This is a genomic window from Streptomyces sp. NPDC086147, assembly GCF_040702165.1.
In the GTDB taxonomy this organism is placed as follows: domain Bacteria; phylum Actinomycetota; class Actinomycetes; order Streptomycetales; family Streptomycetaceae; genus Streptomyces.
Genome location: NZ_JBFBJO010000001.1, coordinates 800094 through 813089, shown reverse-complemented (window position 1 = coordinate 813089; position 12996 = coordinate 800094). Strand labels below are relative to the sequence as shown.

Genomic DNA, 12996 nt, shown 5'->3' with positions numbered 1-12996 from the left:
TTCGATCCGATGGCGGAGTTCTTCGCGCCGGGGCGCCGGCACACCGAGGAGGAGCGGCAGCGTCTCGCCCTGACCCGGGAGGACCAGGGGGACGCGGATCCGGGGCGCGGGCCGATAGACCTGCGGTCGGGGCGGGTGACGATACGGGTCCCCCGCGCGGAGAGGGATCCCGGCGGCGGGTCAGCGGGGCGCGGCGACCAGGTGCAGACGGTGGGCGAGGGCGGCGGCCTCGCCGCGGCCGGCGACGCCGAGCTTGGCGAGGATGTGGGAGACGTGGACGCCGGCCGTCTTGGGTGAGATGAACAGTTCCTCGGCGATCTGGCGGTTGGTGCGGCCGGCCGCGACCAGGCGCAGCACGTCCTGTTCGCGGGGGGTCAGGCCGAAGGCGTCGTTCCCGGGCTCCGCCGGCGCCGGGGGCCGCTCCTCGGGGGCCAGGGAGAGCCGGGCGCGGGCGGCGAGCAGGTCCACGTCCTCGCGGAGCGGGCGGGCGCCGAGCAGGTCGGCGGCGGCGCGGGCCCCGCGCAGCAGGGCGGCGGCCTCCTCGCGCCGGCCGCCCTCGGTGAGCAGGGCGTCGGCGAGGCGGTAGCGGGCGCGGGCGAGCTGGGCCGGACGGTCCAGCGGCTCGAAGGCGGTGACGACCTCGGCCCAGCGGGCGGCGGTCTCGCGGCCCTCGGCGCGGGCCAGCTCCTCGGAGGCCTGCCGGGCGTACGCGGCCCAGACGGGGACCGGGGCGGCCAGGGCGCGCAGGCAGCGGCGGACCAGGGCGAGCGCCTCCGCGCGGCCCTCGTCGGCGGCGGGCAGCCCCCGGCTGTCGGCCTCGGCGGTGACGGCGGTGAGGACCAGCGGCCAGCCGTAGCGGTGGGTGCCGGGCGGGAAGCCGCCCCGCTCGGCGGCGGCCAGCTCGGCCCGGACGTCGGCGACGCGCCCCTCGGCGGCGGCCACGGCGACCGCGACCTGGGCCATGGGCAGGGTGTACTGCGGGATCGGGTCGCGGGTGCCGTAGACGGCGCGGGCGTCGGCGAGGTGGCGGGCGGCGGCACCCGGTTCGCCCCGGGCGGCGGCGAGCTGGGCGAGCCGCAGCGATGCGGAGCCCCGGGGCTTGGTGCTGGTGGCCGAGCGCAGCAGCCGCTCGGCGGCCTCCCGGACCTCGTCCCAGCGGCCCAGGGAGAAGAGGGACTCGGCCCGGTTGGCCTCGGCCCAGCCGACGCTGTCGACGAGTCCGTACCTGCGGGCGAGGCGGACGCCCCCTTCGGCGACCTCGACGGCCTCGTGGGAGCGGCCGAGGAACTCCAGGGCGGAGGAGATGTTGATGTGGGCGCGCGCGGTCTCGTTGAACTGGCCGAGGGCGCCGGTCCGTTCCCGTACCGCGTGCATCTCGGCGAGGCCGGCGTCCACGTCGCCGGCCGCGACCCTGATGGTGCCGAGGGTCAGGCGGGCGTTGAGCTCGATCGACTCGGCCTCGACGAGGCGGGCGTACTCGACGGCGCGTTCGGCGGCGGTGAGGGCGTCGGGGCCGGGGTCGCGGAGCATGCCCCAGCCGGCGGCGCCGACGAGGACGACGGCGTGGACGGCGGAGGGCGGCAGGCCCTTGACGAGCTCTTGCGCGCGGGCGATCTCCTCGCGTCCGTCGCCCCGGCCCAGATTGGACTGGAGGCGGGCCTTCTCGGTCCAGAACCAGGCGGCGCGCAGGGGGTCGCGCTCCTCCTCGCCGCCGAGGATCCGCAGCGCCGTCTTCCCGATCTTGAGGGCGCGTTCGCGTTCGCCGCTGAGCCGGGCGGCGACGGCGGCCTCGGCGAGCAGGTCGAGGTGGCGCAGGGGGGTGGTGTCGGGGTCGCAGCCGCAGGGCGGGTAGGACTCGGCGTAGTCGATGGGGCGCAGCGAGGCCCGGACCTCGGCGGGGGCCTCGTCCCAGAGCTCCATGGCCCGTTCGAGGAGCCGGAGCTGCTCGGCGTAGGCGTGGCGCTTGCGGGTGGCGACGGAGGCGCGCAGGACGGCGGGCAGGGCCTTGGCCGGGTCGTGGGCGTGGTACCAGTACGTGGCGAGCCGGGTGGCCCGCTCGTCGGCCCGGACGGGCGTCGGATCGGCCTCCAGGGCCTCGGCGTAGCGGCGGTTGAGGCGGGAGCGCTCGCCGGGCAGCAGGTCGTCGCTGACGGCCTCGCGGACGAGGGAGTGCCGGAAGCGGTAGCCGTCGCCGTCGGGGACGGCGAGCAGGATGTTGGCTCCGACGGCGGCCCGCAGCGCCTCGATGAGGTCGTCCTCGGCGAGCCGGGCGACGGCGGCGAGGAGCCCGTACTCGACGGTGGAACCGCCCTCGGCGACGATCCTGACGACCCGCTGGGCGTCCTCGGGCAGGGCCTCGACCCGGACGAGGAGGAGGTCGCGCAGGGAGTCGCCGAGCCGCCCGGGGGCGCAGCCCGCCTCGTGGGAGACGACCAGTTCCTCGACGAAGAAGGCGTTGCCGTCGGAGCGTTCGAAGACCTCCTCGACGAGGCCCGGGTCGGGTTCGGCGGCGAGGATGCCGGTGAGCTGGCGGTGCACTTCGGTGCGGGTGAAGCGGGGCAGTTCGATGCGGCGGAGGGTGCGGAGCCGGTCGAGCTCGGCGAGGAGGGGGCGCAGCGGGTGGCGGCGGTGGATGTCGTCGGCGCGGTAGCTGGCGACGACCACGATCCGGCCGCGCCGCAGGGTGCGCAGCAGATAGGTGAAGAGGTGGCGGGTGGAGGTGTCGGCCCAGTGCAGGTCCTCCAGGACGAGCACGAGCGTGCGGTCGGCGGCGAGCCGTTCCAGGAGCCGTACGGTCAGCTCGAAGAGGCGGGCGGTGGAGTCCTCGTCGGCGGGGTCGTGGCCGCCGGGGTCGCCCAGTTCGGGCAGCAGCCGGGCCAGTTCGCCGTGCTGGCCGTCGGCGGCGGCGGTCAGCTCGTCGGGGAGCCAGCGGCGGAGCGCGCGCAGGGCGGCGGAGAAGGGCGCGAAGGGCAGCCCGTCGGCGCCGAGCTCGACGCAGCCGCCGAGGGCGACGACGGCGCCCCGGTCGCGGGCCGTGCCGGTGAACTCCTCGATGAGCCGGGTCTTCCCGACGCCCGCCTCACCGCCGATGAGCAGGGCCTGCGGCTCTCCCGCGGTCGCGCGGGAGAGCGCCTCGGTGAGGGCGGTGAGTTCGCCGGCCCGGCCGACGAAGACGGGGCTGACGGACCTGGTCTCCACGGGGCCGAGCATCGCACAGACGCCGCCGGGGGCGCTCGTACGGGGGCCGGGGGCCACCGGGGGGTCACGCGGCCCGGACGAAGCCGCCGGAGCCGCCGCCGTCGTCCACCCGCCCCTCCGCGTCCCGGCCCCCGCTCCGGCGGCCGGAGCGGTGCGGCTCCCGGGCGGCGGACGCGGCGGCCTCGCGGGACAGGCGCCGGGCGGCGGCCTCGCGGACGAGCTGGGCGTGGTTCATGCGGTCGATCTCGTACTCGAACATCGGGTGCTCCCTGGGAGGGCCGGGTGTCGGCGTCGCTTCTCGCGACGCCTCCACCGTCGTCCCCCAGGGGCCCCGGCCGCATCGGGCAAGTGCCGCATGTTCGGGGCGCGGGGGTCCTTAGGCGCTCCTCGGGGGTCCTTAGACGGTGCCCTCCATGGCCGGCTGCCCGTGTGCTGGTCATCGGGGGCGGAGGAGGGAGACGGACCGTTCCGGACGGGTCGGGGGAGACGGCGGGGCCGTTTCCGCCTCCTGCTCGCGTGCGACCGCAGGACGGTGGGGTCGCGAACGTCGATGGCGAGGCCGGCCGCACCAGAAGGTGCTCGAGCTCCTGGACGGCCACGGTCCGGCCCGGGCGGTCCTCGACCCCGCTCGTGTCCACACTGAAAAGGGGAGGACCTCGCAGATCCGAGCCCCGTGGACAGGGTGAGGCCCGGTGGACGGAGGTCAGAGCTTGAGGACCGCTCCGCGCCAGGTCCATCCCGCGCCGAGGACCGCGGCCCGCAGCGGGTCCTTCATGTCCGAGGTGTCGAAGCGGTAGAACTCCGTCGCCCGGAGGTCGCCTTCGGCCTCCCGCTCGACCGACCGGCGCCACGACACCGTCTTCACCTGCCCTCGTGACGCTTCGGCCGACACAGCCAGTGTGGGCGTACCACCGACCCACGAGACCTCGAACTGGCGGTCGATGGTGCGGACTTCATGAGACGCCGGGACCAGACGCATCCTGAACTGGGTGACCCGGCTCACCTGGGTGCGGATGAAGAACGTGTGCCAGGCGGGATCCGAGATCCGCCATTCCGCCACGAGGTCGGCCCCTTCAGGGGCGCCACCGCGCACGACGAACGGCACGTCCGGCCCGTTGAGCGCGAGCAGCGCCGCCCGGACCTCCTCCGCGGAACGCGGGGGAGTGCCACGGTCGGGACGCTCGGTGCCGGTCAGTCTGTCGAAGATGCCCATCCGCTCAACCTACGAAGCTCCGGCCCCGGCCACAACATCTCCCTGCGGCAGGACCGGATCCGTCCAGCCCGTAACCTTGCGTGATCAGGCGTGATCAGGCGTTGTCAGGTCCGCCGGAGGGTACCTGCCCGGTGTCCGGGCGGACTGTCCGGAGGAAGTCCTGGAAGTCTTCCAGGACATGGTCGTGCTGTGTCGCGGTGGCGGTCAGGATCAGCCGGATCACGGCGCGTCGCTTGGGGTCCGCGCTGTCCAGCATGGCCAGATAGACCTGCGACTGGACGAGGTTTCGGCGTACGCCTTGCACGACAGCCGTAAGCGCCAGCCGCTGTGTGAGGCCGGGAGCCTGCGCGGATCCGACGTCGCGACGCCGGACCACTGCCACGGACTCGGCGCCGTCACGCAGACGTTCCACCGCGTCGTCGGCGACGCCTTCCAGCGTCTCGGCCTCCGATAGGAAATCGCCGTCGATGGTGATGTTCGCCGTGAATCCGGCGTCCGCCTGCGGATGCAGAGCGACGAAGGCCACGGCCGGGGCGTCGACCTCGTCCGGCGGTGCCGGGATCCAGCCCTCCGGCAGGCGGAACTCGATCGGGAGGGGCAGGGTCGTGGCCATTCAGGTCCTTCCTTCCACTGAAACGCACATCAGTCGAACCAGCTGGTGACTTCGTCCTTGACGGAGCCGGCGGTGTCGCCGACCGCACCGGCCGCGTCCCCGACGGCGTTGGCGGCGTCGCTCGCGGCGGCCGAAACCTTGGCCGGATCGACCGTGAACTCTCCGCCCAGCTTTCCACCCAGGCCGACGGCGACGCCGAGTTCGCCACCGATGTGGAACTTGCCGTCCTCGCCCTTGCCGAAGGTCACCTTCGCCTCGGCGCCCGCCCCGGCCCATCCCTCGGCCGTCCCACCGGCGCCGATCCCGGCGAGCTCTCCACCCGCCGCGTACGAGGCCTTCGCCCCGGCGAAGGCCTTGGCACCCGCGTTGACGCCGCTCAGGCCCGCCCCCGCGCTGACTCCGGCCTCGGCTCCGGCGAACCCCTCACCGCGCATGTAGTAGCCCATGTGCCCGTACTCCGCCCGGCCCTCGGCCAATGCCCGCCCGCCCACGGAGGCCTCGGCCTTGCCGGTGAGACCGCTTTCGGTGAACCCGACGTTGGCGGTGGCCCGGGCTCCCGCGTAGGCGTCGGCGATGCCGGAAAGCTTCGTGGACCCGTTGGTCAGGGATCCTTCGGCAGTGGCGTGGCCGAGGTCGGCATAGGCCTTGGCCGAGGCCTCCTTGCCGTACTGGGGGCCGTAGGCGGAAACGCCTGCCGCGGGACCGGTCGCCGAGGCCTTGCCCTCGGACTGCCACCCGTCGGTCTTCGTGGTGGCGTCCTTGTCGGCTGCCCTCGGCATCGGAACCTTCGACAAGTCTCCCTCGGCGTGGGCATTGAAACCGTTGAGGGTCTGGTCGGCACCCTTGCCGAAGTTGTCCTTGTTGCTGTCGACCACAGCGGCCTCAAGAGCGATCTTGACGTGCTCGTCCGCCTGGGTGACGGCCCTGACCCGATCGTCGATGTATTGCTGCCACTTGGCGACCGCGCTGCGGATCGAGGTCTCGCCGTCGGGGTCGTGCCGGTAGGCGCTGCGCTCGGCGGGAGTGAGCTTGGCGTAGTCGAAGGCCACACGCCCCTGCTCCGAAACGGTCATGCCGGCGGCTATCGCCTCGGCCCGGGCGCTCTCGACCCGCTTCTTCAGATCCGTGAACTGCGCATGGGCGTCCCGCAACAGGCTGGCGATCGCCTTGGCCTGGATCTGCGCGGCCGAGTACTCGTAACGAGTCGCCGTGAAACCCGTCTGCGCGGTGCCGGCACTGACACCGACCCAGTTCTGGCCGCCGGTCGATGTCTTCTGTACGGTTTCCCCGTAGCGGATCTCGACCTTGTGCAACTCACCCGCCATGGCGTCCCATTTGGCGGCCGCCGTCGTCAGTAGGCCCAGGTCCGTGGTCATGACTTCGTGGTACGTAGGCACAGCGGTCCCCCTACAGGCCGTTCAACTTCGACTGCGACAGGAACTGGTTGCCGAGGCCGGTGTCGTTGCGGACGAAGAGGCCCGAGGCGCCGCGCAGCGCGCTCTTCTCGCCTGCAAGGCGGCCCATCAGAGTCTTCACCTGCTGGTCCCAGGTGTCCGCCACCTTCTTCAGACCGGCGGCCGTGTCCCAGCCTTCGAAGCCCTTCTGGGCCGACCCCGTGGCGTCGTCCGCGTGCTCCGAAGCCTTCTTGGTATTCGGCTCCAGCTCCGTCTCGATCGTGCCGGCCGCTGCCTTCTTCTCCGCAGGCGTCGAGGCGAAGTCCTGGGACCCGCCCGGAGAGAACAGTCCCGCCGAGGGCGGAGTGAAGCCCGGGGCATACGGCCCAGGCGGTCCACTGTTCAGCCGCAGGCCCGCGTCCTGCTCCACGCTGCTCGCACTTTCGAGAACCGGTTCCCTTTCGGAACTCCCTGACATGGTGCGCCTCCCCGTTGACAGGCACCGATCATAGGATCATTGCCCGTCCCCGAGGTGAACGGGACCCTGCCGCGCCGAACCGGTGACGAGCCGGGAGGACTCCGCCGAGCAACGCGGACCCGTCACGCTCCGAAAGAAACGACCCGACGAGCTCGTACGCGGCAGGCGGCGACACGCGGCGGCAGAGCCGCCAAGCGCATCCACCGACGAGCACGTGGACCATCGAGGCGAACACCGCCCCGTCATCGATGTTCGTGACCCCACCGCCCTGCGGCCGGGCGAGCTCAGGAGCCGGCGGTCGGGAGGGAGAGGAACAGGTCGAAGTAGGTGCCGACCGACAGGAGCAGGCCGAGGCCGCCCAGGACGGCTCCGGCGACGGCGACCGCGCGGACCCAGGCGGGGCGCCGGGGAAGGGCGAGCACGGTGACGGCGACGATCAGGGCGATCAGGGCGAAAACGCCGTTCACCAGGGCGGTGCTGTGCCAGGCGTCGCCGTAGATCTCGCTGATCTGCTGGGTGGGGGTGCCGGAGCCGGAGGTCTTGATCTGTCCGAGGAGCGTCTCGCGCTCGGAGACGACCTTGCCGGCCCAGGTGCCGGTGAGCGCGACGGCGGCGAGGGCGGCGGAGACCACGGCGGCGGCACCGGCGCCGACGCCGGTGTCCGTGACGGCGTGGGTCTCCCCGTCGAGGTCGTCGTCGAGGTCGTCGAGGTCGTCGAGCTCCCCGGCCGGCTCCTCCGCCGGATCCCCGGCGAGCGGGCCCGCGTCCGTCGCCGTCTCCCCCGCTCCGTCGACCCGCTCGGTCTTCCCGGCCGCCTCGGCCGTCTCGGTCTTCCCAGCCGTCTCGGCCGTCTCGGCCGTCTCGTCCTGCCCGGTCTTGCCGGTCTTCCCGGTCGTCTTGATGTCCATGCGGCGCACGCTAGGGGCCCCGTATGAGAGCGGTCTTAACGAACCGGATACCGGGCTACTCCCCCGCCCGTTCCTTCTTCGCCGCGCGCCACTCCGGCGCCAGTACCGACCAGAGCTCGGTGTCCGTGCGCGTGCCCCGGTGCGGATAGTTCTCGCGCAGGACGCCCTCCTTCGTCATCCCGAGGCGGCGGGCGACGGCGAGACTGGCCCCGTTCTCCGTGGAGGCGTACCACTCGACGCGGTGGATGCCGCGCTCCTCGACCGCCCAGTCGATGAGGATCCGGCAGGCCCGGGTGACCAGGCCCTTCCCGGCGGCGGACGGCTCCAGCCAGCAGCCCGCCTCGGCGGTGCCGTACGTTACGTCCATGGTCCGGAGCATGACGCCGCCGACGAGGGTGCCCCCGGTCCAGATGCCGAGGATCCGGCCGGCGTCGTTCGCGGCCTTCTCGGCGTACGAGCGGAGGAAGGAGCGGGCGGAGTCCAGGTCCGTGACGACGTCCGGGAGGCCGATGTGCTGCCCGACGTACTCCCGTCCCCGGTCCATGTGGGCCAGGAACTCCTCGGCCCGCCAGGGCTCCAGGGGCCGCAGCTCGGCGCCGTCGTCACCCAGCGATATCGCGAACATCCTCGTTCTCCTCCGTGGTCGGGACCGTCAGGCGCTGTACGGGGATACTCGCACGCGCGTCGGCGGTGGCCCGGCACTCCGGGGGTTCGATGCTGATCCGGGGCAGCAGGCGGTCGAGCCCCTTCGGCAGCCACCAGTTCGCGCCGCCGAGCAGGTGCATGAGGGCGGGGACCAGGAGGGTGCGCAGGACGAAGGCGTCGAGGGCGACGGCGGCCGCGAGGGCGATGCCGAACATCGCGACGACCCGGTCGCCGGAGAGCACGAACGCCAGGAAGACGGAGATCATGATGACGGCGGCGGAGTTGATCACCCGGCTGGTCTCGGCGAGGCCGACCCGGACGGCCCGCCGGTTGTCGCCGGTCTCCAGCCACTCCTCGTACATCCGGCTGACCAGGAAGACCTGGTAGTCCATGGAGAGTCCGAAGAGGACGGAGACCATGATCACCGGGAGGAAGGGTTCGATCGGTCCGGCGCTGCCGAGGCCGAGGAGTTCGCTCCCCCAGCCCCACTGGAAGACCGTCACGACGACGCCGAAGGCCCCGGCGACGGCCATGACGTTCATGACGGCGGCCTTGAGCGGGATGCCGATCGAGCGGAAGGCGAGCAGCAGGAGCAGACAGCCGAGGGCGACGACGACGCCGACGAAGAGCGGCAGCTTGCCGACGATGATCTCGGCGAAGTCGTCGTACGAGGCGGTGACGCCGCCCACGTTCACGTCGAGGGAGGTGCCCGCCTCGGCCCTCGGCAGCACGTCCTGGCGCAGCCGGTCGACCAGTTCGCTGGTCGCCTTCGACTGCGGCGAGGAGTCCGGGACGACGGTGAGGACGGCGGTGTCGCCCGAGCCGTTGTACGTGACCGGGGAGACGGCCGCGACGCCCTCGGTCGCGGAGAGCGCGGCCGGAAGCCGGTCCAGGGCGACCCGGTCGTCGGCGCCGTCGAGTCCGGCGACGAGGGTGAGAGGGCCGTTGACACCGGGTCCGAAGCCCTCGGCGAGCAGGTCGTAGGCCTTGCGCGTGGTCGCGGTGGCCGGGCCGTTGCCCTGGTCGGAGGTGCCGAGGTGGAGCGAGAGGGTGGGCAGCGCCAGGACCGCCATGACGACGGCGGCGACGGCCCCGAGGAGCTTGGGGTGGCGCTCGACGAAGGCGGACCAGCGGGCGGCGAAGCCGGTGGGCAGCTCGGGCTGCGGTCCGTGCTCGGCCAGGTTGCGGCGCTCGCGCCGGGACAGGGCCCGCATGCCGATCAGGGAGAGCAGCGCCGGGAGGAGGGTGACGGAGGCGGCGACCGTGAGGACGACGGTGAGGGAGGCGGCGACGGCGACGCCGTTGAGGAAGTTCAGCCGCAGGATCAGCATGCCGAGCAGGGCGATGCAGACGGTGGCCCCGGCGAAGACGACGGCGCGGCCGGTGGTGGCGACGGCGGTCTCGGCGGCCTCGGCGACGGGCAGGCCGCGTTTGAGGCCCCTGCGGTGCCGGGTCACGATGAAGAGCGCGTAGTCGATGCCGACGCCCAGGCCCACGAGCATGCCGAGCATGGGGGCGAAGTCGGCGACGGTCATCAGGTGGCCGAGCAGCACGATCCCGGAGTACGCGATGCCGACGCTGACGAGCGCGGTGGCGATGGGGAGCGCGGAGGCGGCGAGCGAGCCGAAGGCGAGGAAGAGGACGACGGCCGCGACGGCGACGCCGACGACCTCGGCGACGTGCCCGCCGGGGGCCTCGGTGAGGGCGACGACGGTGCCGCCCAGCTCGACCTGGAGTCCGTCGGTCTCGGCGCCCTTGGCGGTGTCGACGAGGGCCTTCGCCTGCCCCTCGGGGACGTCGTCGGCCTGCTCGGCGAAGGTGACGGTGGCGTAGGCGGTGCGTCCGTCCTCGCTGATCCGGCCCGCCGCGTCCTCGTAGGGGGAGGTCACGGCGGCGACGCCGGGCAGCTCGGCGACCTCGCGGAGCACGCCGGTCATGCGCTCCTGGACGGCGTCGGCGCGGACGCTGCCGCGTTCGGTGTGCCAGACGATGGTGTCGCCGTCGCCGCCGAGGCCGTGGAAGCCCCGGTCGAGCAGGGCGGTGGCGCGGCCGGACTCGGTGCCGGGGACCTCGTAGTCGTTGGAGTACGCGTTCCCCGCGAGGATCGCCCCGGTGCCGGCCCCGCCGAGGGCGAGGAGCCAGAGGAGGACGGCGACGAGGCGGTGCCTGATGCACCACCGGGCGATGGCTGCCAAAGGACGTGCTCCCTGGGTGGTTCGTGGATCTTTCCCGGGAACGGCCCGATAAAGAACGCATGACCTACGTGCGCCCACTCTCGCAGTCAAACGTGATCGTTTGCCCCTTTCGTGTCGATGGTCACAGCGGTGTCGTTCACCGGGGCGCGGGGGCTCCCCGCCCGTGCCCCGGCTCGCCCTCCGCGCTCAGCCGGAGACGCTGGCGCGCCCGTTCTCGATGTGGCCCATCAGCCGGCGGCGGAAGCCTCCGGGGGCGGTCACCTCGACGTCGTACCAGCCGTGCGCGTCGGCGGCCGAGTGGACGACGGTACGGGTCCGTCCCGGCTTCACGGTGACGGTGCGGGTCCAGTCCCCGAGGTCGTCCTCGTCCACGTAGCCCAGCGGCCGGACGGTGAAGGAGACGGGGGCGCGGCCGGTGTTCCGTACGGTGAGGTGCAGGTCGCGGTCGTGGTGGTCGATCCGGGTGGCCAGCTCGGCGCCGCCGGTCGCGGGGCCCTCGAACTCGCGCCGGAAGCCGTTGGGGCCGGTGACCGTGAAGCGGTAGCGGTCGCCCGGGACGGGGACGGTCCACTCCCCCGTACCCCTGACGTCCCGGTGCTGCGGGGCGGCGAACTCGCCCGCGTACGGGTAGAGGGCGAAGTGCGCGCTCGCCCTCCCCCGGTTGCTCAGCGCGACCGTGACGGCACCGGCGCGGACGGTGGCGGCGGCGTCCGGCTGGTACGGCAGGGGGCGGGCGGGGCGGACGCCGGGCTCCTGGACGGGCATCCGCTGCACGGCCGGGGGCTGGGGCCGCCAGCGGCCGGTGAACGGTGGGACCGGTCCCGGCTGCTCGACCTCCGGCTGCCTGCGGCCCCGGTGGAAGTCGAAGGCGGAGGTGAGGTCGCCGGTGACGGTCCGGCGCCAGGGGGTGATGTTGGGCTCGCGGACGCCGGTGAGCTTCTCCAGGAAGCGGATGACGGAGGTGTGGTCGAAGGTCTCGGAGCAGACGTAGCCGCCGACCGACCAGGGGGAGACGACGAGCAGCGGGACGCGGATGCCGAGGCCGGTGGGCTGCCCCTGCCAGCGCTCGTCCGTGTCGTCGGCGGGCGGGACGGGCGGCGGGACGTGGTCGAAGAAGCCGTCGTTCTCGTCGTAGTTGATCAGGACGACGGTGTGGCGCCAGACGTCGGGGTGGGAGCCGAGGGCGTCGAGCACCTTGTAGACGAGGGTGGCGGAGGCGATCGGGGAGGAGGAGCCGGGGTGCTCGGAGTCGATCGCGGAGGGCACGAGGTAGGAGACCTCGGGGAGGGTCCCGGCGGCGACGTCGGCGCGGAAGGCGTCGGCGAGGGTGCCGCTCTCGACGCGGCGGAGCCCGCGCTCGAAGAGGGAGCGCTCGGCCTCGGTGAGCCCCGCGACGCCCTCTTCGAGGAGGCCGAGGAGCCGGGCCCGCTCGGCGGGGTCCTTCGTGCCGCGCACGGCGGCGTAGAAGGACTCCATGAAGGTGTGGCCGCCGGTGCGGGCGAGCGCCTTGCGGGCGATCTTCTTGAAGGTGGTGAAGAACTCGATGTTGTTGTCGGTGAAGTTCTCCCACTCGGTGTACGTCTTCCAGCTCCGCCCGGCGGCTTCGAGCCGCTCGGCGTAGGTGGACCAGCCGTAGCCGGGGTGGGTGGCCTCGGCGTACGCGGCGTTGGTGACGGCCCGGCTGCCGTCGGCCTCGTGACCGGTCCAGCCGGACCAGAGGTGGTTGCGGTTGGGGCTCGTCGAGGTGTGGATCGACGAGTGGTAGGCGTCGCAGACGGTGAAGGTGTCGGCCAGCTCGTAGTGCAGGGGGATGTCGCGCCGGTCGTAGTACGCCATGGTGGCGGCGGTCTTGGCCGAGACCCAGCCGTCCATCCAGCCGCCGTGCCAGGCCTTGGCGCCGCCGCCCCAGGAGTGGTCGAGGTCGCCGATGTACTGGAGGTCCTTCTTCTGCGTCGCGGCGGCGTCCCGGATCGGGAAGGGGAGGACGGTCCGGTCGGCGCCGGCGGGCTGCTCGAAGACCGGGCGGCCGGAGGGCAGCTCCATGGCATTGCGGTCGCCGAATCCGCGGACGCCTCGGAGAGTGCCGAAGTAGTGGTCGAAGGAACGGTTCTCCTGCATCAGCACCACCACGTGCCGGACCGCCGAAAGGCCCCCGGAGTGGGGCTCCGCGGCCATCGCGGCCTGCAGGGACGGCGGCAGCAGCGATCCGGCCGCGGCGGCACCGAGGGCGCCTCCGCCCAGTGCGAGGAGCCTTCTGCGGGACATCTCGGACGACAAGACCGACCTCCAGTCGACGGCCAATGGTTCTCCTTCGAGCCATTGGATGGTTCGTCGGGGACGGTAGTGAGACGG

11 protein-coding genes are annotated in these 12996 nt (G+C 73.0%); 1 reads left to right on the top strand and 10 read right to left on the bottom strand.

The window, feature by feature from the left end; all coding sequences use genetic code 11:
• Positions 1–9: 9 nt before the first annotated feature.
• On the top strand, positions 10–297 hold the full coding sequence (locus AB0398_RS03835; protein WP_366372352.1) for a DUF6191 domain-containing protein: 288 nt from the start codon (positions 10–12) through the stop codon (positions 295–297).
• Here AB0398_RS03835 and AB0398_RS03830 read toward each other — a convergent pair.
• From AB0398_RS03830 to AB0398_RS03785, 10 genes are all read right to left on the bottom strand, one after another.
• Positions 181–3210 (bottom strand): AAA family ATPase, encoded by a 3030-nt coding sequence (locus tag AB0398_RS03830; RefSeq protein ID WP_366372147.1) that lies wholly within the window; start codon positions 3208–3210, stop codon positions 181–183. The genes AB0398_RS03835 and AB0398_RS03830 overlap by 117 nt on opposite strands.
• Before the next feature lie 52 nt (positions 3211–3262).
• The gene (locus AB0398_RS03825) at positions 3263–3457 is read right to left on the bottom strand and encodes a hypothetical protein (RefSeq protein ID WP_366372145.1); all 195 of its coding nucleotides are present in this window, start codon (positions 3455–3457) and stop codon (positions 3263–3265) included.
• 444 nt (positions 3458–3901) lie between these two features.
• The gene (locus tag AB0398_RS03820; RefSeq protein ID WP_366372144.1) at positions 3902–4411 is read right to left on the bottom strand and encodes a hypothetical protein; all 510 of its coding nucleotides are present in this window, start codon (positions 4409–4411) and stop codon (positions 3902–3904) included.
• 94 nt (positions 4412–4505) lie between these two features.
• On the bottom strand, positions 4506–5024 hold the full coding sequence (locus AB0398_RS03815) for a hypothetical protein (RefSeq protein WP_366372142.1): 519 nt from the start codon (positions 5022–5024) through the stop codon (positions 4506–4508).
• 29 nt (positions 5025–5053) lie between these two features.
• On the bottom strand, positions 5054–6400 hold the full coding sequence (locus tag AB0398_RS03810) for a hypothetical protein (RefSeq protein ID WP_366372140.1): 1347 nt from the start codon (positions 6398–6400) through the stop codon (positions 5054–5056).
• A 31-nt stretch (positions 6401–6431) separates the two neighbouring features.
• Positions 6432–6848 carry a hypothetical protein gene (locus AB0398_RS03805; RefSeq protein ID WP_366372138.1) on the bottom strand — a complete coding sequence of 139 codons (417 nt, stop codon included), beginning with the start codon at positions 6846–6848 and terminating at the stop codon, positions 6432–6434.
• A gap of 332 nt (positions 6849–7180) precedes the next feature.
• On the bottom strand, positions 7181–7804 hold the full coding sequence (locus AB0398_RS03800; RefSeq protein WP_366372136.1) for a hypothetical protein: 624 nt from the start codon (positions 7802–7804) through the stop codon (positions 7181–7183).
• 55 nt (positions 7805–7859) lie between these two features.
• Complete coding sequence (locus tag AB0398_RS03795) at positions 7860–8429, bottom strand: GNAT family protein (protein ID WP_366372134.1); 570 nt, start codon at positions 8427–8429, stop codon at positions 7860–7862.
• Positions 8407–10644: an MMPL family transporter gene (locus tag AB0398_RS03790; RefSeq protein WP_366372132.1), complete on the bottom strand. Its 2238-nt coding sequence runs from the start codon at positions 10642–10644 to the stop codon at positions 8407–8409. The genes AB0398_RS03795 and AB0398_RS03790 overlap by 23 nt, the downstream gene beginning before the upstream one ends.
• Positions 10645–10830: 186 nt before the next feature.
• Positions 10831–12921: a phosphocholine-specific phospholipase C gene (locus tag AB0398_RS03785; protein ID WP_366372130.1), complete on the bottom strand. Its 2091-nt coding sequence runs from the start codon at positions 12919–12921 to the stop codon at positions 10831–10833.
• Positions 12922–12996 lie beyond the last annotated feature (75 nt).